Source organism: Massilia sp. FBCC-B171 (assembly GCF_059134155.1).
Genome location: NZ_CP101443.1, coordinates 1,240,260 through 1,264,202, shown reverse-complemented (window position 1 = coordinate 1,264,202; position 23,943 = coordinate 1,240,260). Strand labels below are relative to the sequence as shown.

Here is a 23,943-nt window from a genome sequence, read left to right as displayed (position 1 = left end):
AACGCCGCAGGGCGAAAGGCGAATGCTTCTGCCAACAAATCAGTCGAAAACGGGGGCGTCGGCGAAGGCCGTGCCGTGCAGGTCTTTCGCCGACAGCAGCGGCGGGTGGGCGAGCGGCCAGTTCACCGCCAGTTGCGGATCGTCCCAGGCGATGCAGTGTTCGTGCTGCGGCGCCCAGTAGTCGGTGGCCTTGTAGAGCAGCTCGGCCGATTCCGACAGCACCAGGAAGCCGTGCGCGAAGCCTTCCGGAATCCACATCTGGCGGCAATTCTCGCTGCTCAGCACTTCACCGACCCAGCGGCCGAAACTGGGAGCGTTGCGGCGCAGGTCGACGGCGACGTCGAACACGCTGCCTGCCACCACGCGCACCAGCTTGCCCTGCGGCTGGCCCAGCTGGTAATGCAGGCCGCGCAGCACGCCGGCGCCCGACTTCGAGTGGTTGTCCTGGACGAAGCGCACGCTGCGCCCGACGGCGGCATCGAAGCGGGCCTGGTGGAAGCTTTCGTACACGAAGCCGCGCGCGTCCCCATGCACCTGGGGAGCGAGCAGCAGTACATCGGGAATGGCGAGGGGCTGGACGAGCATGAGGCGGCCGATTGTAGCCGATCGGCCCGGCGGGGTCAGGATTGCAGCGACGCGGACTCGGACTCGAGTTCGGCGAGCGAGATACGCGCCGTTTGCGGACGCGTCGCACGGCGGCGGCGGGCACGGGAAGCCGAGGCCATGTACCAGTAGCAGCCGAGGTAGAGGCCGAAGCTGACCAGGGTGCCCTGCACCAGCGTTTCCGGGTTTTGCGGGAAGCGCACCGCGAACCAGGCCGGCACGGCGGCCAGGATCCAGGAGAACGGCGAGACGCAGGCATTGCGCAGGGGCGCGCGGAACTTGCGGAAATAACGGCCGGCGACGGCGATCTTGACCAGGCTGTGCAGGTGGCAGCTGTCCGGCTGGCCGGGATGGCGGCGGCACCACAGGCGCCGTGCAATCGTAAACACCGTTTCAAAGGTCGGGTAGGCGCAGGCCAGCAGCGGCGCCCAGCTCGATACTTGCGGGTTGCGGTACACCAGGGTCACCGACAGCCAGGCCAGCAGGAAACCGAGCAGGTAGGCGCCGCCATCACCCAGGAACAATTTACCGAACGGGAAATTAACGAGGAAGAAACCGATCGTCACGGCGGAGACGATGAAACAGGTCTGGGCCAGTTCGGCGTCGCCGCAATCGAGGGCGATCAGGCCGACCGCTACCAGGCCGATCACGACGGTGCCGCTGGCCAGGCCATTGAAGCCGTCGATGATATTGACCGCATTGGCCACGCCGCCCACGGCAAAGGCAGTAAACAGGACCGACAGCGGCAGCCAGGTCAGCATGGCGTCGAGCACGTCGACGCCGGTGTTGACGATGCTCACGCCGGTCAGGGCCCAGCAGGCGACGCCGCTGGCCATGGTGGCGACCAGGCGCGCGCCGATCGAGACGCGGCGCGTCATGTCTTCGGCGATACCGAACAGGAAGGCAGGCGCGGCCGCGCAGAGCAGCGGCGCGAGCAGGCTCTGCTGCGACTCGGACGAGACCGCACAGGCAAAGATCAATCCCAGCATGATCGCCAGACCGCCGATGCGGGGCGTGGGCACGCTGTGGAACTTTTGCACGCCGGCAGTGGCGTCGAGGGTGAAACGCCCGTGCCAGCGCGTTGTCGCGACCAGCAGGAGCGAACACACCAGCGAGATCGCCAGACCGAGTTCAAAAGCAAGGATGTTGGTTTCTATTTGTTCCATAAAAGGGACTTGTTTAGCCGCCGAATTCTAACGCATTTCTCCACAGAAAGCATCACATCGGCGGCAATCGTGTTTTATGCCGAAAATGCGATGCAACCTGCATCGGCAATGGCTAAGTCGCTGATTTTGTGTGGCGTTTCGGCGATTCCTTATCGGAATTGAGCAAGTGCAATAAATATCGGTGCCAGATTTCCTAATATTTTCAGACATTTTGTTACATCTACTGATGTATTTATGCCACGTAGACCCATCGTTATTTACATCCCGTTACACCTTATTCTGGAGTCGCGAATGAAGTTCTTTCCGCACGCTCAATTCCGTTGCTTCATATTATTAACATTGCCCTCGCTGGTATGTCCCGCCATGGCCCAGAACATTTCCAAAAGCGATCTGGATGCCGCCAAATACGCGCTCGAATTACGCATCCTGGAGTCGAGCGCCGATGCCGTGATCGCGCAGCGCGAAGCCGAGGCGCGCCAGGCGACGCGCGAGGCCGAGCGCGCCGCCCTGCTGGCCCAGCTGCCGCCGGCCACCAGCCGTGCGCTCGAGGGCCGGATCGACATGCGCCAGTTCGGCGCTGCCGGCCTGGTGCCTGCCTTCGACCTGGCCGATACGCTGGCGCGCGAGGTCTGTGCGAGCTTGCCGCAGGACGCACGCAGCGCCGTCTACGACCCGGCCACCAGCGCCGGCATCCTGGCCGCGCGCAGCGTCAGCGACGCCCTGCTGCGCCTGGCCGACGAAATGGCGCGGCGCAACAAGGAGATGCAGGCCTACCTCGATGCGCATACGCCGCCCGGCGCGCTGGCAGGCACGCTGGCCGTCGCCCTGACGGTGGTGCCCTCGGTGCTGCGCGCCTCGGCCGACACCGCGGCCTTGTTCAAGACCGACGTCACGGCCTCGAGCATCGCGTATGGGGAAGGTGCGCGCGCGCTGTTTGTCAGCGCCCTGGCCGAAGCCTGCCCGCAGCGCATCGCCGGCCTGGGCGGCGGCTACCTCGGCGAACTCGACGCGGCCCAGCACGAACGCCTGCTCGGCAAGCTGCGCTCGCTGGCCAGCCACCGCGCCGACTACGCGAACCGGATCGCCGCCCTGCAAAAACTGGCCGACGCGGCCAAGGGCGACGAAAAACGCGACATCGCGGCGGTCGCCAATGCGGCCGGCGCCGTGCTCAAGGCGGTGGATGCGTTTATCGAATCGCTGCGCGCCGGCGAAAGCGGCGACAAGAGCCCGCTGACGAATGCCGCGCGCTATCTCGGTTATGCCCAGCGCACCGAGAACGCGCCCGTCCTCGATTTCGACTTGCGCCTGGAAGGCATGAGTATCGTGAAGGACTCTTTATTCAGCGGCCAGCGGCTGCGCTTGTCGGCCATTGCCCTGCTCTGGTATCGGGTGCATGCGCCCGATGGGAGCTTGCGGCTGGCGCGCACGGTGCGAAAGATGGCGGCGCCGGTGGAAGTGGATTTACGGGGTGAAGCGGTAAAGGGCGCGTTTTGGGAAGGCCGGTAATGGGGGATTTCCATATCGAAAACTTCGCGAATTACGCCTTGTTGACCTTCTGCTCGATCGCCCCAAATACCGACTTCCCCTTTTCTTCCAGCATTTCGACACGGATCGTATCCCCGAAGCGCATATACGGCGTCACTGGCGCCCCTTCCGCAATCGTTTCCAGATAACGCTGCTCGGCAATACACGAATACCCCGGCGCCACCGCCCCGCGCTTGCTGCTTTCCTTGTTCGACACCGGCCCGGCCGCGACAATGCTGCCGGCGCCGAGCGCGCGCGTTTTGCACAGGTGCGCAATGAGTTGGGGGAAATTGAAGGCCATGTCGACGCCTGCATCCGGCTGGCCGACCAGGTTGCCGTTCAGGGTAGCGCGCAGGCGCAGGTGCAGCTTGCCTCCGCGCCAGGCCTCGCCCAGCTCGTCCGGCGTGACCACCACCGGCGCAAAGCCGGTCGCCGGCGTCGCTTGCAAGGGGCCGCCGCCCCGGGCCAGTTCGTCGGGCAGCAAATTGCGCAGGGTGAGCGCATTGACCAGCGCCAGCAGCCGGATGCGGCCGTGCGCTTCGTCGGGCGTGGCGCCCGGGGCCAGGTCGTCGACAATCGCCGCCAGTCCGGCGCCGAAATCGATGCCCCATTCTTCATGCGCCAGCACGATGTCGTCGCAGGCGCCGAGCAGCGCGCCCCCGCCCTGCACCATGCGCGGGGCGTCGAGCAGGGTAGCCGGCGCCTCGACGCCGGCGGCGCGCGCTTCCAGCGCCAGGTGGTGGGGCCAGGCCGCGCCGCTCGCCAGCGTGCAAGCGCGCGGCAGCGGCGCCATGCACTGCGCCGGATCGAAATCGAAGGCGCGCCTTGCCTGGCCGGCGTTGAGCTGGAGGTAGAGGCTGTCGAGCTGGGGAGCGATGAAGGCCCAGTCGTCAAGCGCGGCCTGCAGGGTCGGCGCGATGGCATCGGCCATGTGCGCGGTTTTCAGGTCGCGCGCGACGACGGCAAGCTGGCCGTCGCGGCTGCCATCCTTGATTGTGGCGAGTTTCATGGGGGCTTAACGAATCATCAAGCCGCCATTGTAGAGGATCAGAAGGTGCCGAGGATACCCAGGCCGACCGAGCGCTGGAAGTAGTTGTAGTCGATCAGGCTCTGGCCATAGCCGGCGAAGGCCTGGGCATAGCCCTTCAGGTTGCCGGCCAGCGGAAATGCCCAGCCGGCCTGGATGGCGCCCTTATCGGTATGCGTGTTGTAGCGCAGTGTCGTCGAATAAATATGGTCGTTGCTGCGGTAGGCCAGCGCCAGGTCGCCATGACCCATGAAGTCGACCAGGTCCGGGTTATCGTCGTCGTCTTCGCTCAGGCGTTTCCAGACGCGGGCCGTGGCGGAGAAGCCGGCCTTTTCGACGCCGAGCTGGGCATACACGCGGTTCCAGCTGCGCGATAGCGATGCCGACTGGCCGTTCGACTGGTGGTTCACGCCCAGGCCCGCATGGGTCAGCTTGAAGCCGCCCACGTCGAAGGCGAGCGGTACGATCGCCATGAGTTCAGGCTGGTAATTCGTTTCGCGGAAAGGACTGGAGGCCTTGCTGTTGGCCGCCTGCCAGAAGCTGTTCTGGGTGTAGCCGAACCACAGGTCGACCGGTTTCCCGAACATACCTTCCAGCATCTTCATCTTGAAGCTCAGCTGGAAAGCCAGCTCGCCTTTCGACAGGCGCGCGTCGTCGTCGGCGAGCTCACGGAATACCTGGTAGGGCTTGTCGTTGACGCTGTAGGAGCGCATGCCGATCAGGTAGTTGGCATGGTGCGGGCGGAACTTGAACACGCCGCGGCGATATGGCTGGTCCAGTTCCCAATGGTCGAGCTGGCTGAACTTGGCGCTGCTTTCGGCCGACGGCTGCGCCGTGGCCACTGCCACGACGGCGGTGGCGGCCGGGGCGCCTGCGACCTGGTTGACGACCACGGCCGGCTCGGTGCGTGGCGCCGGCGTGGCGGCGAGCTGGTCGAAACAGGCCAGGCGCTCGACCTTGTCCCCGATGTTGGCGCAATCGGCCAGCACCTTGGGCGCTTCTTGCGCGCTTGCAGTGGCGGCGACGAACAGGGGGAGGGATAACAGGAGGGTACGGGTGGTGGACGGCATCTTTGAACAGTGATCGGTTGCGAGGAAAATACGCCGTCTCGTCCGACTGCATCTACACGCGCCGACCACGATTCGACGCGAGTCAGTATGCAGTGTGACGAAAAACGCAGTTTTTCGTCGCACGGGAGCGCCCGGCATGCATGCGGGGCGACTCATCGCCCGCAGACACGCGGCGCCAGGTCTCAGGTTGCAGCTACCAGCAGATCGAGCTGCGCCTGCTCCAGGAAACACCACTCGCCCTCTTTCAAGCCGAGCGACTCCAGCGTCAAGCCGCCAATCGCCGAGCGATGCAAGGCGCTGCAATGGTTACCCGCCGCCGCCAGCATGCGCTTGACCTGGTGGTATTTACCCTGCTCCAGTACGATTTCGATGCCGTGCTCGCCATGGGCCACGCAGGACAGCGCGCGCAGCGGCGCCGGTTCGTCGTGCAGTTGCACGCCGGCGAGCAATTGCTCGACCAGTTCAGGCGTCACCGGCTCGGCGGTCGTGGCCTGGTAGACCTTGGGCACATGGCGCTTGGGCGAGGATTGGGCGTGGATGAAGGGGCCGTCGTCCGACATCAGGAGCAGGCCCGTGGTGTCGTGGTCGAGGCGGCCGACCGGCTGCACGTCGCGCCATGTAAACTGTTCCGGCAACAGCGTCAGCACGCCGGGATGGTGGCTCGGTTTGCGCGAACACTCGAAATTGGCCGGTTTATACAGGGCGATGTAGACACGCTCGCGGTAGATCCACTCGTCGTCGAATACCGTCAGCACCAGGCCATCGGTCTCGACCGTCAGCTTGTAGTTGTCGACAATGGCGCCATTCACGGCGACGTCGCCGTCTTCGATCAGGGCGCGGCAATACTTGCGGGTACCGAAACCCTGCGATTGCAGGATCCGGTCCAGGGATAATTTACTCATGGGCGAGACTGTAACAGAAGGGCCAGGAGCGGCAAAGACAGGAACGGACTGTTTCCCCAGGGATCGAAAGTATGCACGCGTTTGCGCTAGATCAATCGTAGCGGGAGATCCATTGATAGACTTCAATCCCATTAGGAATCGACCTACAGCGCGTCCGGAATTGATGAGGAACCGCTAGGACAAATCACTCAACAAAAGAGGACAACATGCAAGCAGTGAATCCTACGCCACACGATGCCGCCACGCCGACCGTCGCTTCCGCGTCGGTCCGGGCGGCGCGTCTCTCGCTGGCGCGTTCGCAGTGCGCCCAGTTTCCCACCCGCCTGGCGCTCGCGCGATGGACCTGCGGCGGCACTATTCCCCATCTGCGCGGCCACGGCAACCCGCCGCTGCGCGCCGCCTGGTTTGCCTGCGCGCAGCGCGATTTCCAGGCCTGGCTCGAGCGTGGGGGGTTTGTGCAGCATGAGGAGGTAGTCGCGGATAACGGCACTGCATGAAGGAACGGACGATGTGCCGGAGGGCGTAGGGTGGGCGGCTATACCCTAGAGTGGGCACTCACGTAGCGGTTGCGCCGCCCACGCGTTCAACGCACACATGCATGTCGCGATGGATCACAGGGTGGTTGAACGCGTGGGCGGCAATGACGTAGCGTATATGCTACCGCTCGGGTGGAGCCGCCCACCCTACGCCCTTTGCGATCGGGTGCGACCCATTCAGTAACTCCCCCTATGAATTGATCCTTATTCATAAGCCCCACAAATGAAAACGACGGCTTGCGCCGTCGTTTTCGCCCCCGGGAAGGGCTCTTACTATGAGGAATTGAATTCTCTCGAAACCGCACGCATGCGGGTGGTAGTGTCACCAGATTTTACGATTGCGAACAGGTTGGCACGTGTTATTGATCGCCCCTCCTGGAAATAACTACAAGATTCACTATAGTGCATCTTACGGAACATTCAAGGAGATATTGAGGAGAATCAGTTAAGTTTCGGAAGTGTCGTGCGCGACATCGCTTTCAGCGCACCCTCACTCACCGAGGCGCCGAATTTCTTCAGCACCCGCTCCGGCAAGCCTTCGTGCGCCGTGTAATCGACGATGTCTTCGGCCTTCACGATGTCGCGCGCGACCGTGTCGACCGTTCCGAAACCATCGGCCAGGCCCATGTCGACTGCCTTGGCGCCGGTCCAGTACAGCCCTGAGAACATCTCCGGCGTTTCCTTCAGGCGCGTGCCGCGGCCGGCGCGTACCACCGTGATGAATTGCTGGTGGATCTCGTTGAGCATTTCCTGGGCGTGGGCGCGGTGCTTGTCGGACTGCGGGCTGAACGGGTCGAGAAAACCCTTGTTCGCGCCGGCCGTCAGCAGGCGCCGCTCGACGCCGAGCTTTTCCATGGTGCCGGTAAAGCCGAAACTGTCCATCAGCACGCCGACCGAGCCGACGATGCTGGCCTTATTGACATAGATGCGGTCGGCGGCGGCGGCAATATAGTAACCGCCCGAAGCGCAGATCTCGTCGACCACGACATACAGCGGCTTGTCCGGGTAGCCGCGCTTCAGGCGCCGGATCTCGTCGACGATGATGCCTGCCTGCACCGGGCTGCCGCCCGGACTGTCGATGCGCAGCACCACGGCGGCCGAACCGGCGTCGGCAAAGGCTTTGTTCAGCGAAGGGATGACATTGTCGGCCGCGCCGCTGCCTTCTGCTTCGATCTCGCCGTTAATTTCGATTAACGCGGTGTGGCGCCCCAGGTTTTCGTCATCCCCGCCAAGGCTGAGGTCGAAATACGTCCACAGGCCCACGACCGCGATGGTGAGGAAGGCCAGCCGGAAGAAAATGCTCCAGCGCCGCGCCGCGCGCCGCTCCTTGATCGTTGCGAACACGAGCTTTTCGAGGGTCTCGCGTTCCCAGTTGCCGGCGGTGGGGTTGGCGACAAAATGGCCGTCGCCGCCGTGGGCGTCGCCGTTGTCATGCTTGATGTTCTCGCTCATTAAGGTTTCTTGGAGCCCCGTGAGTTGAAGGAATAATTCTCTATTAGATGCCCGCCGGCGGGCTGACCCGCTCGTCCGGCTGCCAGTACACTTTGCCGCCCTCTTCACGCACCGCGATCGGGCGCAGCTTGGCGCCACGGCAAGGGCCGCCCGCGCAGACGCCGGTCTCGGGACGGTAGACGGCGCCGTGGGTCGCGCACATGAGGAATTCGCCGCTCGATTCGAAAAACTGCCCTTGCACCCAGTCCAGTTCCATCGGCACATGGGCGCAACGATTCAGGTAGGCATAGGGCGCGCCCTTGAAGCGCACGACGAAACCGGTTGCCGCTTCGCCGAAGACGGCGACCGGAAAGCGTACGCCCTCCCCGCCGTCGACGAGCCGCTCCGCATCGCAGATGAGAACCGCAGGCATCGCTTCGACCATCGCCGTCACGCGTATTCGGCCAGCCAGGCGTGCAGTTCGACCGCGGTCTTTGCCGAATACAGGGGACGGCAGGCTTGCAGCTGGTCGACCGGGTGGGCGCCGTATTCGACCGCGATGGCGGCGGCGCCGGCATTCTTGGCCATCAACAAATCGTGGGTGGTATCGCCGATCATGACGGTGCGGCGCATGTCCTGGCCCAGTTCGCGCGTCAATTCCTGCAGCATGGCCGGATGGGGCTTGGAGAAGGTTTCGTCGGCGCAGCGCGTGGCATCGAACAGCGAGAGCAGGCCGGCCGCATTCAGGGCCCGGTTCAGCCCGACGCGGCTTTTGCCCGTGGCAACTGCCAGGAAATAGCCCTGTTGCGACAGTTCATTCAACATCTCGCGCACGCCCTTGAACAGCACCAGTTCGTGGTCTTTCGTGAGAAAGTGATAACGGTAGCGCTCGACCATGCGCGGATACATGGCCGGCGCCATGTCGGGCACGGCCGCCTGCATCGCTTCGGGCAGCGCCAGGCCGATGACGTGGGCAGCGGCATCGTCGCTCGGCACCGGCAAGCCGACGTCGCGGGCGGCGGCCTGGATGCACTTGACGATAGCGACCGTGCTGTCCATCAGCGTGCCGTCCCAGTCGAACACGATCAGATCAAATTGCTTTCTTGGCATTTCTTCCGGCGTAGGCCGGCTCCTCTTTTTACCTGTGTGAACAGACGTTCAATTGATTGCTTGCCCTAAGCTTAACAAGAAACGGTCACATTCCGCAGGCAAGGGTGCCTGCAGGGTCATTGGTTTGCCGGTTTCCGGATGCGTAAACGTGATTTTGTAGGCGTGCAGGAACATGCGGCGCAAGGCGCCGCGTGTTGCATCGGCTTTTTGCAATTGCTTGTTCAGGGCGAAATCGCCGTATTTCTCGTCGCCGAGGATGGGAAAGCCCGACGAAGCCAGATGAACGCGAATCTGGTGGGTGCGTCCGGTTTTCAATTCCGCTTCCAGCAAGGCGAAATGTTCCCATTTGCGCAGCAAATTAAAAATCGTGTGCGATTCCATGCCGCCGGCCTGCACCACCACGCGGCGCTCGCCATCGGGCGTCGAAAACTTGTGCAGTGGCAATTTCACGTGCTGACGTTTATTCGTCCAGTCGCCCGGCACGGCGGCCAGGTAACGCTTATCGGTATGGCCGTCGCGCATTTGCTCGTGCAAATTGGTCAGCGCCGAACGTTTTTTCGCCAACAACAATAGGCCGGAGGTTTCGCGGTCGAGGCGGTGCACCAGTTCCAGGAACTTGGCATCCGGCCGCGCCGCGCGCAATTGTTCGATCACGCCATACGACACGCCCGAGCCGCCGTGCACGGCCACGCCGGCCGGCTTGTCGATGACGAGCAAATGCGTGTCTTCATGGACGATGCGAAATTCGGCGCCCGGCACCGGCGCCGTGTGCGTCTTTTCGGCAATCCGGATCGGTGGAATGCGCACCAGGTCGCCTTCGACCAGGCGGTACAGCTGGTCGATTCGGCCCTTGTTGACGCGCACTTCGCCGGACCGCAGGATGCGGTAAATGTGGCTTTTCGGTACGCCTTTGCAGACGCGCAGCAGGTAGTTATCGATGCGCTGTCCAGCTTCTTCTTCGGTGATCGTGACGAAAGTTGCAGCTAACGCCTGTGATGAAGGGGGAACAACATCGTTTTGCATCTTCATGTGGCCTGTCTTCCCAGAAATTCTCTCTAAGTCCTTCATTTTGAATATATAATCGACAGGCGGCGGTCAAACCTCTGCAGGTGTAAGAATTAAAACGATATTTTACACAGGGGCGCGCTCCATCGGCCCCGCAGGCATGCAAATTCGATGGAAAAAACGTGTACGCACATTCCTGCGTCGATCAGGGTTGCACCGCAGTTGTAATCGGATCGCGTGCAGGAGTGCCGGATTGGATTGTTTGGAACTGTAAGGATAAGTACCGGAAAGCTGGCTTTTTTTAAAGCAAGCTCGCCGGTTGATGGTGTCGATAACGCTTGTCGTTTCGCCCGACCCGTTGCAAGCCTCCTGCACAAGGCTTGGGAGACAAGGCTGATTACATCGCCTGTCATCGCAGTCTTCGTGTGTTCGCTGTAAACGGTCAGGCTGGTTTTGCGCGCACCGTCTGCACCCGGTCGTACCGCTCCTCGACGAGCGGCCCAGGTGCGGCGTGCCCTCGGCATGACGATCGACCCCATTTGCGCCCCGTGGCGGCAGCGATGATTTTCCATCGCCGCGCCGCCCGCCCGGGCATACACCCCCTCCAGCTCTCCCCTCCCGCGTATGTCCCTATAGTTTTGCCGCCCTGGCAAGGCGGCTTTGGAACGACCCATGGGTCGCGGAGTCAATAATGAAACGTATGTTGTTTAACGCTACGCAGCAAGAAGAATTGCGCGTAGCGATCGTCGACGGTCAAAAACTGATCGACATCGATATCGAAACGGCCGGACGCGAACAGCGCAAGTCGAATATCTACAAGGGTGTCATCACCCGCATCGAACCCTCCCTCGAAGCTTGCTTCGTCAGCTACGGCGAAGACCGCCACGGCTTCCTCCCCTTCAAAGAAGTTGCCCGCACGTATTTCCGTGAAGGTGTCGACGTGCGCAATGCCTCCATCAAGGAAGCACTGCGCGAAGGCCAGGAAATCATGGTGCAGGTCGAAAAGGAAGAACGCGGTAACAAGGGCGCTGCCCTGACCTCGTTCATCTCGCTGGCGGGCCGCTACCTGGTCTTGATGCCGAACAACCCGCGCGGCGGCGGCGTGTCGCGCCGTGTCGAAGGCGAAGAGCGCCAGGAACTGCGCGAGACGATGGACAAGCTGGACCTGCCGCAAGGCATGTCGGTGATTGCCCGTACCGCCGGCATCGGCCGCAACGTCGAAGAACTGCAGTGGGATTTGAATTACCTGATGCAACTCTGGCGCGCGATCGAAGGCGCCGGCAAGTCGGCTTCGGGCGCCTTCCTGATCTATCAGGAAAGCTCGCTCGTGATCCGCGCGATCCGCGATTACTTCCAGCCTGACATCGGCGAAGTCCTGATCGACACCGACGAAATCTACGAACAGGCCCAGCAGTTCATGAGCCACGTCATGCCCGACATGGCGCACCGCGTGAAGCGTTACAGCGACGACGTGCCGCTGTTCTCGCGTTTCCAGATCGAACACCAGATCGAGACCGCCTACGCGCGCACCGTGCCGCTGCCATCGGGCGGCGCCATCGTCATCGACCACACCGAAGCGCTCGTTTCCATCGACGTCAACTCAGCGCGCGCCACGCGCGGCTCGGACATCGAAACGACGGCCTTCAACACCAACTGCGAAGCAGCCGATGAAGTGGCCCGCCAATTGCGCCTGCGCGATTTGGGCGGCCTGATCGTCATCGACTTCATCGACATGGAAGTGGCGAAGAACCAGCGCGAAGTCGAAACCCGCCTGAAAGACGCCCTGCACCACGACCGTGCACGCGTCCAGATGGGCAAGATTTCCCGCTTCGGCCTGATGGAACTGTCGCGCCAGCGCCTGCGTCCTTCGCTGTCCGAAGGCTCGCACGTGACCTGCCCGCGCTGCTCGGGCACCGGCCACATCCGCGACACCGAATCGTCGGCCCTGCAAGTCCTGCGCATCATCCAGGAAGAGGCGATGAAGGAAAACTCGGCCACGATCCACGTGCAAGTGCCGGTCGACGTCGCAGCCTTCCTGTTGAACGAGAAGCGCGGCGAAGTCCTGAAAATCGAGAACCGCCACCGCATCACCGTGATCCTGGTGCCGAACAAGCACCTCGACACCCCGCACTACAAGCTCGAGCGCATCAAGCACGACGATCCGCGCCTGGAAGAAGCCGTCGCCAGCTACACGCTGGCCGAATCGACCGAAACCGACATGGCCTACAGCAAGCGCCAGAAGGAAGAAGCCAAGCCGCGCCAGGAAGCCATGGTCAAGACCATCACCCCGGCCCAGCCGGCGCCCGTGGTCGACCGCAGCGAAGCGGCCAAGCCAGTCAAGCCCGTGGAAGTTGCAGCCGCACCGGTTGCACCTGTCGCAGCCGAACCGGTCGGTTTCTTCGCTAAAATCAAGGCCTTCTTCTTCGGCGAACCGGAACCGGTCGCAGCGGCCCCAGTGGCGCCTGCACCGGCCAAGCCGGCCGCAGCTGCCCCAGGCGAGCGCGGCGAGCGCAACGCCCGTGGCCCGCGTGGCCGTAACGGACGCCCTGAAGGCCGCAACGGCAAGCCTGAGCGCAGCCGCGAAGAGCGCGACGCGACGGCCAAGGCCGGCGTGGACGACGCCGTCAAGGCAGGCGACGAGGGCAAGCCGGCACGTCCACCGCGTCCGCCACGCGAGCCACGCGCTCCGCGTGAAGCACGTGAAGGCGCCGAAGCAGCTGTCCCGGCCCCGCGCGCCGAACGTGGCGAGCGTCCGGAACGTGCAGAGCGTCCTGAACGCGCACCACGCCAGCCGCGCGAACGCACCGAGCGCCAGCAGCCGGTCGAAGCCAAGCTCGACGAACTGACCGGCCTGACCGCTGCCGTGGCAATCGCGACGCCTGAATCGGAACTGTCGACCACGACGCCGCATGGCGACCAGCTCGAGCACGCCGTCAAGGCCGTGACCAGTACCGGTCCACTGGGCGAAGAAGCCGAAGGCGAAGGCGACGAGCCGCGCCGCCGCCGCCGCCGTGGTGGCCGCAACCGCAACCGCCGCGACCGCGACGGCAGCGAAATCGAGTCGGGCGAGCAAGCCGAGAACGAAGGTACGCCGGCATTCATGCCGGTCGCCGACGAGGAAGCCGCGAAAGTAGCCGCCGCCGAGAAGACCGGCCGTGGCCGTGGACGTGGCGAAGGCCGCCAGCAAGCTGCCAAGCAGACGCCATGGCCATTCCCGACCGCCGCTTCGATCGCCGCCCAGCAAGCCCAGGCTGCCGCTGCCGCCGCTCCGGCGCCGGTCGCTGCCCCTGCTCCCGCTTCGGCGCCGAATTTCGGTGTGCCGCAGGCAACGGGCCAGGCTTGGGCCTTCCCGACCGCCGCCTCGATCGCGGCAGCGCAGTCGAAACCGGCAGCAGAACCGGTGCAGGCCGCTCCTGCAGCGCCGGTACCGGTCGCTAAAGCGCCTGTTGCTCCGGCTCCAGTTGCTGCGGCGCCTGTTGCTGCGGCGCCTGTTGCTGCGGCGCCTGTTGCTGCTCCGGTTGTCGAAGCGCCTGTTGCCGCGGCCCCGGTCGCACCAGCACCGGTTGCTGCGCCTGCTCCGGCAGCGCCGGCACCAGCGCCGGCGCCTGCCCCGCAGGCTGCCGTGGCGCCGGTGGCAACCGTCGACCTGAGCGAAGCGCTCGGCGCCGCCGGCCTGACCCTGGCCGCGACCGATCCGGAAAAGCTGCGCGCAGCCCAGGAAGCGGCCGCCCAGGCAGCCGCCCCGGTGCGTGTCGGCCGTGCCCGCAAGCCGGTTCCGAAGCTGGCCGACGAGCCGCTGATCCAGGTCGACACGCGCCAGTAATCCGGCCGGGTTGATCTGCAAGAAAGGGCCTGCGCATGCAGGCCCTTTTTCATTGCGCGGCCGCGTCCGGCGCCGGGCCCCTGTGCGCAGGCTGGCCTCGTGCTATCGTATTGGCATGTCTGAAAAAATCATCATGCTCCACGACCTGCGCGCACCCGCGCTGGCCGTCCCGGCAGTACCCGCCGCGCCCACCGGCCACCTTGCCGACGCGCTCGCGCGCCCCTTGCACGACCTGCGCATCTCGGTCACCGACCGCTGCAATTTCCGCTGCGTGTACTGCATGCCGAAGGAAGTGTTCGGCAAGGACTACCCTTACCTGCCCCATGGCGACCTGCTCTCGTTCGAGGAAATCACGCGCGTGGCGCGGCTGTTCATCGCCCATGGCGTCGAGAAGATACGCCTGACCGGGGGCGAACCGCTGCTGCGCAAGAACCTGGAACACCTGGTGGCGATGCTGCGCGCGCTGCCCACTCCCTCGGGCCGCCCGCTCGACCTGACGCTCACCACCAACGGCTCGCTCCTGGCCCGCAAGGCGCGCGCCCTGAAGGACGCGGGCCTCGACCGCGTCACGGTCTCGCTCGACGCCCTGGACGACGCCGTCTTCAAGCGCATGAATGACGTCGATTTCTCGGTGGCCGAGGTGCTGGCCGGGATCGACGCCGCGCATGCCCTCGGGCTCGGGCCGGTCAAGGTCAACATGGTCGTCAAGCGCGGCAGCAACGACGAGCAAATCGTCCCGATGGCGCGCCACTTCAAAGGCTCGCCGACCATCCTGCGCTTCATCGAATACATGGACGTGGGCGCTTCGAACGGCTGGAACATGGACGAAGTCGTCCCGTCGGGCGAAGTGGTGCGCCGCATCGGCGCCGAGCTGCCCCTGGCGCCGGTCGCCGCCAACTACACGGGCGAGACCGCGGCGCGCTGGCGCTATCTCGACGGCAGCGGCGAAGTGGGCGTCATCTCGAGCGTCACCGGGGCCTTCTGCAAGGATTGCAGCCGCATGCGCCTGTCGACCGAGGGCAAGCTGTACACGTGTTTGTTCGCCACCCGCGGCCACGACCTGCGCGCCCTGCTGCGCGCCGGCCACGACGACCTGGCGCTCAGCGGCGCGATCGCCGGCGTGTGGCGGGCGCGTACCGATCGTTATTCCGAAACGCGTACGGCAGCCACCGGGCGCGATGAGCCGGGCGTGCGCAAAGTTGAAATGTCCTACATCGGCGGTTAACAACAAATGACACAACAAGCATCGATCAGCGGCCTGATTTTGGCTGGCGGACGCGGCACGCGCATGGGCCAGGTCGACAAGGGCCTCCAGCCCTTCCGCGGCAAGACCATGGCGGCGCACGTCCTGGAGCGCCTCGCCCCGCAGGTGGCAAACGTGGCGATCAACGCCAACCAGAACCAGGACACCTATGCCGCGCTTGGCGTGCCGGTGTGGCCGGACGACCTGGCAGGTTTCGCCGGACCGCTGGCCGGCATGGAAACGGGCATGCGGCGCTGCCAGACCGAGTTTTTGTTGACTGCCCCCTGCGATTCGCCCTTCCTGCCGCCCGACCTGGCCGAGAAGCTGCTGGCGGCGCTGCGCGAGCAGGACGCGGACCTCGCGTTCGCGATGACGCAGGAGCCGGGCCAGCGCCCGCAGCCGCATCCGGTGTTCTGCCTGGTGAAGGCGTCGCTGCTGCCCATCCTGTCGCAGTACCTGCTTGAAGGCGGACGGCGCATGGATGGCTGGTACAAGGATTTGAAGGCTGTCGAGGTGCGGTTTGACGACGCCGATGCCTTCCGCAACATCAATACGCTCGACGAACTGCACAGCCTCGACACCACGCGTGCGCCGCGCCTGGCGGACGTGACGAGCTGCCTGTCCGGCTACGATCCGGATGCCCTGCCCGTGAAAGACGCGCAGCGCATCATCCGCGAATTCGTCCAGCCCGTGCAGGCGCTCGAGCAGGTGGCGCTGCGCTCGGCGCTGGGACGGGTGCTCGCGCGCGACATCGTCTCGCCCATCAACGTGCCGGCCCACGACAACTCGGCCATGGACGGCTACGCGCTGCGCGGCGCCGACCTGCCTGCAGAGGGCCAGGCGAAATTCACAGTGATCGGCACCGTGTACGCGGGCAAGCCGATGGAGCTGGCGCCAGGAGCGGGCGAATGCGTGCGCATCATGACGGGCGGCGTCATGCCCGCGGGCTGCGACAGCGTGATCCCGCAGGAATTCGTGGCCGAGGAAGGCGCAGCGGCCATCGTCATCGCGGCCGGCGTGTTGAAGCCTGGCGACAACCGGCGCTTCGCGGGCGAAGACCTGAAGGCGGGCAGCGCTGCGCTGCGTGCCGGGAAAATCATCCGGCCGGCCGACCTCGGCCTGGTCGCATCGCTCGGCATTGCCGAGGTGCCGGTGCGGCGCCGCCTGCGCGTTGCCTTCTTTTCGACCGGCGACGAACTGCGCTCGATCGGCCAGCCGCTCGACGAAGGCAGCGTCTACGACAGCAACCGCTACACGATCTACGGCATGCTGCAGCGCCTGGGCTGCGACATCATCGACATGGGCATCGTGCGCGACGACCCGGCCGCGCTGGAAGAGGCGCTGCGCAGCGCCTGCGAGAACGCCGACGCCATCATCACCTCGGGCGGCGTCTCGGTGGGCGCGGCCGATTACACCAGGCAGATCATGGCGCGCCTGGGCGACGTCACCTTCTGGAAGATCGGCATGCGTCCCGGCCGGCCGCTGGCCTTCGGGCGCATTGCCTCGAACGGCCACAGCGCCTTCCTGTTCGGCCTGCCCGGTAATCCGGTGGCGGTGATGGTCTCGTTCTACTTCTTCGCGCGCGAAGCGCTGCTGCGCATGATGGGCGCCGACGCCACCCTGCCCCTGTTGCGTGCCCGCTCAGCCGGGGCGATCCGCAAGAAACCCGGCCGCACCGAATACCAGCGCGGCATGCTCGCGCACGGCGAGGACGGGATGCCGCAGGTCGCCATCACCGGCTCGCAAGGCTCGGGCATCCTGCGCTCGATGTCGGAGGCGAATTGCATGGTGGTGCTGCATGATGGGCAGGGCAATGTGGGTGCCGGGGACATGGTCGACGTGCTGATGTTCGAAGGCCTGGTTTGACCATCCCACAACATTAATTGATGGGACGTAGGGTGGGCGGGTCCCCCGCCCACGCGTTCAACGCACGCCCGCCCATCCTCACCGCTTGACCGACGTCACGGATCCGCCGGCTCGATTCCCGCATGCTCCGCCACTGATCTACGATCACGCGATGTCCCGCTTCCGCCGCGCCCTCACCGGCTCCACCTACTTCTTCACACTGGTCGCATACCGCCGCCGCCCCATCCTGTGCGATGACGCGATCCTGCGCGCACTACGCGATGCCATCCTCGCGGTTCGCGCACGCCGACCATTCACGATCGACGCCTGGGTTCAGCTCCCGGACCATTTGCACTGCATCTGGACCTTACCGCCTGACGACCATGACTTCGGACGACGCTAGTCTGAAATCAAGCACCGCGTCTCCTACAACTGCCGCCATTTATACGACGACGCTCCCCTTTCACGAACGATGCTGCGGCAGCGCGTGGCGACGATCTGGCAGCGCCGCTTCTGGGAGCATCAGATAAGGGACGAGCGCGACTTCGCCACGCATATGGATTACGTTCACATCAATGCGGTGAAGCACGGGCATGCGACGCACGCGGCGTTGTGGCCGCATTCGAGTTTTGCCCGGTATGTGCGGACCGGGGTTTATCCGGCGGATTGGTGCGGGCCGGTTGGTGAAGTGGAATTGCGGTGGGAGTAGAACATGGTGCGGCCGATCACGCGGCGGTTGAACGCGTGGGCGTATTTCCGGCCATTGGCCGAAATTACCCCGCCCACCCTACGAGTCTGCATCCGCCTCTGGACCGAGCATCAACTGCGCGGCTTCACTCGGGAGCGCTTCCACCGATTTCAACTTCTTCGCCATCTGGCGGCTGCGCACCTCGGCGTTCTCGATGTTCTTGGCCGCCTTCTCCAGCGTCAGCTTGGTGGCCGCCAGCACGTCGCCGAACTTGCCGAATTCGGTCTTCACCGCGCCCAGCACCTGCCACACTTCCGACGAGCGCTTTTCCAGGGCCAGGGTGCGGAAGCCCATCTGCAGGCTGTTGAGCAGCGCGGACAGGGTCGAGGGGCCGGAGATGGTGACGCGCAGCGTGCGTTGTAAATCGTCGGCCAGGCCGGGACGGCGCATGACTTCGGCGTACAGGCCTTCGGTCGGCAGGAACAGGATCGCGAAATCGGTCGTCTGCGGCGGCGAGACGTATTTTTCGCAGATGGTTTTCGCCTCCAGCCGCACCGCGCGTTCCAGTTCGGCGCCATATTTCGCCACGCCCTCGGCGTCGGCGCAGTCCTGCGCTTCCTGCAATCGCTCGTACTGCTCTTTCGGGAACTTGGCGTCGATCGGCAGCCAGAGCGGGGCGCCGCCGTCGGTCACGCCGGGCAGCTTGATGGCGAATTCCACGCGCGCATTGGTGCCGGCCACGGTCTCGACGTTCTTGGCGTACTGGTCGACGGTCAGCACCTGCTCGAGCAGCATCTCGAGCTGCACTTCGCCCCAGGTGCCACGCGTCTTCACATTGGTCAGCACGCGCTTGAGGTCGCCCACGCCGATGGCCAGCTGCTGCATTTCGCCCAGGCCCTGGTGCACCTTTTCCAGGCGCTCGGAGACCTGGCGGAAGGATTCGGTGAGGCGCGTTTCGAGTGTCGTGTGCAGCTTTTCGTCCACCGTCTGGCGCATCTCTTCCAGGCGTTTCGCATTGTCGACCTGCAGGTCGCGGATCTTGTGCTCGAGCGTGGCGCGCACTTCCAGCATGCGCTGGGCATTCGATTCGGTGAGGTTAGTTAATGTCTGCTGGAGCGTGTCGGCAAAGCGTTTCAATGAACGCGCCTGCTCTTCGCGCCCGCCGGCCGCATGCAGCTGCATCTGCTGGCGCATGCTCTCCAGCTGCTGGACGGTCGCACCCTGGTGCTGGCCCATGTGGCCGGTCAGTTCCTGGCGCGTGGCCTGGGCGCTGTGCTGCAGCTCCTGGCGCACCTCGCGCTCGAGCCGCTCGAAGGCCAGGCCGCTGGCATCGCTGCGCCCGCGCAGGAGCAGCAGCGCCAACAGGCCGATCACCACCAGCAGGGCAATCAGCAAGACATAGAATTCGAATGTGGGCATCAGTCGGCCTTGTTGCGCATCCAGTCGGCGGTCTGGTAGAAGGACTGCATCAGGCGCATGCGCAGGTCTTCGTCGATGCCGATGTCTTCCATGGCCCAGGCCATCGCGCGCAGCCATTGATCGCGCTCGCTGGTGCCGATGCCGAAGGGCAGATGGCGCGCGCGCAGGCGCGGGTGGCCGTGGCGTTCGACGAACAGGTCGGGGCCGCCCATCCAGCCGGACAGGAACATGAAGAGTTTGTCGCGCGAACTGTCGTTCGGCTTGGGATGCAGGGCGTGGATGCCGGCAAATTCAGGCTCCAGCTCCATCAGGTCATAAAAGCGGTCGACCAGTTCGCGCAGCCGCGCTTCGCCGCCGATGGTGTCGTACAAGGTTTGGTTCTCGGACATGGCGTCATGATAGCGTAACGCCATGTCCGATGGTAGGGTGGGCACCCCGTGCCCACGCGGAACGCCGAATAGCGTCAGCCGGCCTCCCGCAGCGTCTGCAGCGGCGGCTGCCTGAGTACGCTGCGCAGCCCGAGCCAGCCGCCCACCAGCGCGCACAGCGCGCCGACCACGATCCCGGCCAGCCACACGCCCGGCTCGAACACCCACGGGAACTTGAACTGGTAAGTCGCCAGCGCCCAGCCCAGCAGCGCCGCGCCGCTCGCGGCCAGCAGGCCGGCCAGGCCGCCCACCAGCACGAACTCGATGCGCTGCGCCTGCGCCAGCTGCTTGCGCGTGGCGCCCAGGGCGCGCAGCAGGCCCGCCTCGCGGGTGCGTTCGGACTGCGAACCCATCAGGGCCGCATACAGCACCAGCACGCCCGAGGCCAGGGTGAACAGGAACAGGAATTCGACCGCGACCACCACCTGGTCGACGACCTCCTGCACCTGGCGGATGATGCCGCTGACGTCGATCACGGTCAGGTTCGGATAGGTGCGTGCCAGCGTGTTGCCCAGGTTCGCGCCCTGGGGCGGCAGGTGGAAGGCCGTCATGTAGGTCGCCGGGGCGTTCTTCATCGCTTGCGGATTGATGATGACGAAGAAGTTGGCCCGCATCGAACCCCATTCGAGCTTGCGCAGGCTCGTCACTTTCGCGTCGACCACGATGCCGGCCATGTCGAAGCGCATCACGTCGCCCAGTTTCAGGCCGAGCGTCTTGGCGATGCCCTGCTCCACCGAGGCTTCGGATACGCCCGGCGCATCCTTGTACCAGGCGCCGTCGACAATCTCGTTGCCTTGCGGCGCCTGGATCATGGTCGAGAGGTTGAATTCGCGGTTCGACAGGCGCCGCGCGTCGTCGCTGGTATAGGTGGCGCTGGTGATGGTCTTGCCGTTGACGGCGGTGAGGCGGCCGCGGATCATCGGGTACAGCACCGGCTGGGCGACGCCGGCGCCGACCAGGCGGCGCGCGACGTCGTCCTTCTGCTCGGGCAGCACGTTGATAACGAAGCGGTTCGGCGCGTTCTCGGGCGTGGCGCGCTGCCAGGCCGCGACCAGGTCGCCGCGCACCACGGTCAGCAGCAGGAGCGCCATCAGGCCGAGCGCCAGCGATACCACCTGCACGATGGTCGCGCCCGGCCGGCGCTGCAGCGAGGTGACGGCGAAGCGCCAGCCCTGGTGCGTCGACACGTTGCGCAGGCGGCGCAGGAGTTTGAGCGAGAGCCAGGCCACCAGCCCGAAAACCGCGAAGCCGCCCAGGAAGCCGCCGGCGGTCAGCAGCGCCAGCTTCGGGTCCCCGGCCTGCCACAGCAGCAGTGCGACGAAGACGCCGATGCCCAGGCCATAGGTGGCCAGCGCCATCGGCTGGGGCGCGGCCTGCTCGCGCCGGATGACGCGGTTGTGGGGCACGTTGCGCAGTTGAAGAACGGGCGGCAGCGCGAAGCCGACCAGCAGCAGCATGCCGGTGGCGATGCCCTGCAGCGCAGGCAGCGGCGAGACCGGCGGCAGGTCGGCGGGCAGCAGCGTGCCGATCAGCTGCAGGAGCACGAAGTGCGCGCCGAAGCCCACCAGCACGCCGATGACGCTGCCGGCCAGGCCGACAATGGCGAATTCGATCAGGTACATGGCGCCGACGCCGTTCTGGGTCATGCCCAGGCAGCGCAGCATGGCGCAGGCGTCGAGGTGGCGCTGCATGAAGCGGCGCGCCGCCATGGCCACGGCGACTGCCGCCAGCATGGCCGAGAGCAGGCCGACCAGCGACAGGAAGCGGTCGGCGCGGTCCAGGGTGGCCTGCATTTCGGGACGGCCGTTTTCGATCGACTCGATGCGCACGCCCTTGACGTTGTCCTGCGCGATGCGCGCGCGCAGCCAGGCGTCGAAATCGCGCACCCGCGCCAGGTCGTTGTTCGAGGGCGCCGCCACCAGCAGGCGGTAGGTCACGCGTGCAAAATCGTCGACCAGGCCGGTGGATTTCAGGTCGGTCAGCGCGAGCATCACGCGCGGCGCGAAGTTGGCGAACGAGGCGCCGCGGTCCGGTTCGGCCGCGACCAGCTGGGCAATGGTGAACTTGCGCTCGCCCACCTGGAGCGCGTCGCCGATCTTGACGTTCAGCGCGGTGAGCAGGTTGGCGTCGACCCAGACGGTGCCGGGCGCCGGAATCGAACCGGCCTCCGTTCCACGCGCTTCGCCGGCCTGCGCCGGATCGGTGGTGATGCGCAGGACGCCGCGCAGCGGATAGCCGTTTGACACCGCCTTGATCGAGGCCAGCTGGGCTTGCGAGGCTTCGCCCTCCCCGCCCTGGGCCATGCTCGGGAAGGTGACGGTATCGGCCAGCAGCAGGCCGCGCCGTTCGGCTTCCTGGCGCCAGGCGGGCCGCAGCGGCGCGTCGCTGTTGACCAGCAGGTCGGCGCCCAGCAGCTGGTTGGCGTCGCGCGCCAGTCCTGCGCGCATGCGGTCGATGAAGAAGCCGACCGAGGACAATGCCGACACGGCCACGATCAGCGCGACGAGCAGGAAGCGCAGTTCGCCGGCGCGCCAGTCGCGCGCGGTCATGCGGAGGGACTGCATCAGCATGGGAGGACTTTCTTAATGGGTGGCGAAGAAGGCGTCGACTTCCGCCAGGAAATCGCGCTTTTGCTCGGGGCCCAGGAAGGCGGCGCTGAAGCTGTTGCGGGCGAGCTGGCGCGCGTGCGAGGCGTCGAGCGGCAGCGCCTCGAATGCGGCCACGAAATTGTCGTTCATGTAGCCGCCGAAATAGGCCGGGTCGTCCGAGTTCACGGTCGCCACCAGCCCTTTGTCCAGCAAGGTGCGCAGGTTGTGGCTTCCCATGACATCGAACACGCGCAGCTTGATGTTCGACAGCGGGCAGACCGTCAGCGCCATCTGTTCGCGCACCAGGCGCTCGACCAGCTCCGGACTTTCCAGGCAGCGCACGCCGTGGTCGATGCGCTCCACCTGCAGCACGTCGAGGGCGCTTTCGATATAGGCGGGCGGTCCCTCCTCGCCGGCGTGCGCGACCAGGCGCAGGCCGAGCTGGCGTGCGCGCTCGAAGACGCGCGCGAATTTTTCAGGCGGGTGGCCGACTTCGGAGGAATCGAGGCCGACGCCGATGAACTTGTCGCGGTGCGGCAGCGATTCGTCGAGCGTGGCCAGGGCTTCTTCTTCGGACAGGTGGCGCAGGAAGCACATGATCAGCGAGGCGCTGATCGGCCCCTCCTGGCAGGCGCGCCAGATGCCGTTGATGGCCGTTTCGAACGGGACGCCGCGCGCGGTATGCGTCTGCGGATCGAAGAAGATCTCGGCATGGCGCACGTTGTCGCTTGCTGCGCGCGCCAGGTAGGCGGCCGTCATGTCATAGAAATCCTGCTCGGTCAGGAGGACGCTCGCGCCGGCGTAATAGATGTCCAGAAAAGACTGCAAATCGGAGAAAGCGTAGGCCTGGCGCAACGCTTCGACCGATGGATAAGGTAGCGAGACGCCATTCCTTTGCGCGAGCGCAAAGATCAGCTCCGGCTCCAGCGAGCCCTCGATATGGATGTGTAATTCGGCCTTCGGCATCTGTTCAATGGTCTGGCGCAGCTGCTCGTTCAGCATGGATGTTCTCCGTCAAAGGCGGTTTTTCAGGGCAAGGCCGACAAGTGTACCGCATGCCGCTACGGCTCAGTTTTCATAGCGCGGGAGCACCAAAAACCTCCGGTTTCGCGTGCGCCGCCTGCCTGCCAGATCGTGCACTATCGATCCAGTACTTTTGTCACCTCAGCAGTAAAAATGTGTGGAAATATCCATACAGCACGCATAGAAGATTTCTGCTGGCCAGCTTCTTTATTGCTTATAAAAAGAGTACTGAATACATTGTTTTTGGTTAATAATCAAACACTTACAGGTTTTACAGACCCGAGAACGATACTGCTTTGACTTCGGGAACTAATAGGCACATAATAAATTTCAGAAACATAAAAAGACCCTTTCATCCACGGGACAACCGGCCACAAGCCGGCTCAAAAGAACAATCCGCCTGAGTCGCCGCGCACGTCGCGGCGCTACCAGGACGACCCGCCTAACGGGTGGAACTTCGCGACGCCATCGCGAGCGGATTCACGGTCCAACACATTGGCCGACCAATCCGT

At 64.8% G+C, this 23,943-nt stretch carries 20 protein-coding genes; 7 read left to right on the top strand and 13 right to left on the bottom strand.

Going from position 1 to position 23,943, the window contains the following annotated elements:
• Window positions 1-39 precede the first annotated feature (39 nt).
• Both rfbC and NMB41_RS05695 read right to left on the bottom strand, forming a co-directional pair.
• Window positions 40-585, bottom strand: a complete 546-nt coding sequence (gene rfbC, locus NMB41_RS05700; RefSeq protein ID WP_494381507.1) for a dTDP-4-dehydrorhamnose 3,5-epimerase — start codon at window positions 583-585, stop codon at window positions 40-42.
• Between the two features lie 35 nt (window positions 586-620).
• Window positions 621-1,769 (bottom strand): MraY family glycosyltransferase, encoded by a 1,149-nt coding sequence (locus NMB41_RS05695; protein WP_494381506.1) that lies wholly within the window; start codon window positions 1,767-1,769, stop codon window positions 621-623.
• A gap of 363 nt (window positions 1,770-2,132) precedes the next feature.
• Between NMB41_RS05695 and NMB41_RS05690 the strand changes: the two genes are divergently transcribed.
• A complete protein-coding gene (locus NMB41_RS05690; protein ID WP_494381505.1) occupies window positions 2,133-3,275 on the top strand; it encodes a hypothetical protein in 1,143 nt (380 codons plus the stop codon).
• A gap of 31 nt (window positions 3,276-3,306) precedes the next feature.
• On the opposite strand, the gene NMB41_RS05685 is transcribed toward NMB41_RS05690, so the two are convergent.
• The 3 genes from NMB41_RS05685 to NMB41_RS05675 form a co-directional block, all read right to left on the bottom strand.
• Window positions 3,307-4,302 carry a fumarylacetoacetate hydrolase family protein gene (locus tag NMB41_RS05685; RefSeq protein WP_494381504.1) on the bottom strand — a complete coding sequence of 332 codons (996 nt, stop codon included), beginning with the start codon at window positions 4,300-4,302 and terminating at the stop codon, window positions 3,307-3,309.
• Between the two features lie 38 nt (window positions 4,303-4,340).
• Entirely contained in the window at window positions 4,341-5,390 is a 1,050-nt protein-coding gene (locus NMB41_RS05680) for a phospholipase A (protein WP_494381503.1), read from the bottom strand.
• Between the two features lie 182 nt (window positions 5,391-5,572).
• Window positions 5,573-6,292, bottom strand: coding sequence for a pseudouridine synthase (locus NMB41_RS05675; RefSeq protein ID WP_494381502.1), 720 nt, complete (start codon window positions 6,290-6,292; stop codon window positions 5,573-5,575).
• A 206-nt stretch (window positions 6,293-6,498) separates the two neighbouring features.
• On the opposite strand from NMB41_RS05675, the gene NMB41_RS05670 reads away from it, so the two are divergent.
• Complete coding sequence (locus NMB41_RS05670; RefSeq protein WP_494381501.1) at window positions 6,499-6,789, top strand: hypothetical protein; 291 nt, start codon at window positions 6,499-6,501, stop codon at window positions 6,787-6,789.
• 480 nt (window positions 6,790-7,269) lie between these two features.
• Here the strand turns inward: NMB41_RS05670 and NMB41_RS05665 are convergent, their stop codons facing one another.
• From NMB41_RS05665 to NMB41_RS05650, 4 genes are read right to left on the bottom strand one after another with little or no spacing between them, the layout of a single operon-like run.
• Window positions 7,270-8,280 carry a S49 family peptidase gene (locus tag NMB41_RS05665; protein ID WP_494381500.1) on the bottom strand — a complete coding sequence of 337 codons (1,011 nt, stop codon included), beginning with the start codon at window positions 8,278-8,280 and terminating at the stop codon, window positions 7,270-7,272.
• Between the two features lie 43 nt (window positions 8,281-8,323).
• Window positions 8,324-8,692, bottom strand: a complete 369-nt coding sequence (locus tag NMB41_RS05660; RefSeq protein ID WP_494381499.1) for a Rieske (2Fe-2S) protein — start codon at window positions 8,690-8,692, stop codon at window positions 8,324-8,326.
• A 17-nt stretch (window positions 8,693-8,709) separates the two neighbouring features.
• Window positions 8,710-9,369 (bottom strand): HAD-IIIA family hydrolase, encoded by a 660-nt coding sequence (locus tag NMB41_RS05655; RefSeq protein WP_494381498.1) that lies wholly within the window; start codon window positions 9,367-9,369, stop codon window positions 8,710-8,712.
• 48 nt (window positions 9,370-9,417) lie between these two features.
• A complete protein-coding gene (locus NMB41_RS05650; protein ID WP_494381497.1) occupies window positions 9,418-10,398 on the bottom strand; it encodes an RluA family pseudouridine synthase in 981 nt (326 codons plus the stop codon).
• Between the two features lie 667 nt (window positions 10,399-11,065).
• Here NMB41_RS05650 and NMB41_RS05645 point away from each other — a divergent pair.
• The 5 genes from NMB41_RS05645 to NMB41_RS05625 all read left to right on the top strand — a co-directional run bounded on the left by NMB41_RS05645 (window position 11,066) and on the right by NMB41_RS05625 (window position 17,994).
• Window positions 11,066-14,197, top strand: coding sequence for an Rne/Rng family ribonuclease (locus NMB41_RS05645; RefSeq protein ID WP_494381496.1), 3,132 nt, complete (start codon window positions 11,066-11,068; stop codon window positions 14,195-14,197).
• Window positions 14,198-14,312: 115 nt separating this feature from the next.
• Complete coding sequence (gene moaA / locus NMB41_RS05640) at window positions 14,313-15,422, top strand: GTP 3',8-cyclase MoaA (protein ID WP_494381495.1); 1,110 nt, start codon at window positions 14,313-14,315, stop codon at window positions 15,420-15,422.
• A 6-nt stretch (window positions 15,423-15,428) separates the two neighbouring features.
• Window positions 15,429-17,306: a molybdopterin molybdotransferase MoeA gene (gene moeA, locus NMB41_RS05635; protein ID WP_494381494.1), complete on the top strand. Its 1,878-nt coding sequence runs from the start codon at window positions 15,429-15,431 to the stop codon at window positions 17,304-17,306.
• Window positions 17,307-17,457: 151 nt separating this feature from the next.
• Window positions 17,458-17,688 carry an REP-associated tyrosine transposase gene (locus NMB41_RS05630; RefSeq protein WP_494381493.1) on the top strand — a complete coding sequence of 77 codons (231 nt, stop codon included), beginning with the start codon at window positions 17,458-17,460 and terminating at the stop codon, window positions 17,686-17,688.
• A gap of 84 nt (window positions 17,689-17,772) precedes the next feature.
• Window positions 17,773-17,994 carry a hypothetical protein gene (locus NMB41_RS05625; RefSeq protein ID WP_494381492.1) on the top strand — a complete coding sequence of 74 codons (222 nt, stop codon included), beginning with the start codon at window positions 17,773-17,775 and terminating at the stop codon, window positions 17,992-17,994.
• 78 nt (window positions 17,995-18,072) lie between these two features.
• Here the strand turns inward: NMB41_RS05625 and NMB41_RS05620 are convergent, their stop codons facing one another.
• The 4 genes from NMB41_RS05620 to NMB41_RS05605 all read right to left on the bottom strand — a co-directional run bounded on the left by NMB41_RS05620 (window position 18,073) and on the right by NMB41_RS05605 (window position 23,410).
• Window positions 18,073-19,392: a DNA recombination protein RmuC gene (locus tag NMB41_RS05620; protein ID WP_494381491.1), complete on the bottom strand. Its 1,320-nt coding sequence runs from the start codon at window positions 19,390-19,392 to the stop codon at window positions 18,073-18,075.
• The gene (locus tag NMB41_RS05615) at window positions 19,392-19,781 is read right to left on the bottom strand and encodes a group II truncated hemoglobin (protein ID WP_494381490.1); all 390 of its coding nucleotides are present in this window, start codon (window positions 19,779-19,781) and stop codon (window positions 19,392-19,394) included. The genes NMB41_RS05620 and NMB41_RS05615 overlap by 1 nt, the downstream gene beginning before the upstream one ends.
• Before the next feature lie 74 nt (window positions 19,782-19,855).
• Window positions 19,856-22,390, bottom strand: a complete 2,535-nt coding sequence (locus NMB41_RS05610; RefSeq protein WP_494381489.1) for an ABC transporter permease — start codon at window positions 22,388-22,390, stop codon at window positions 19,856-19,858.
• Between the two features lie 12 nt (window positions 22,391-22,402).
• Window positions 22,403-23,410 (bottom strand): adenosine deaminase, encoded by a 1,008-nt coding sequence (locus tag NMB41_RS05605; RefSeq protein ID WP_494381488.1) that lies wholly within the window; start codon window positions 23,408-23,410, stop codon window positions 22,403-22,405.
• Window positions 23,411-23,943 lie beyond the last annotated feature (533 nt).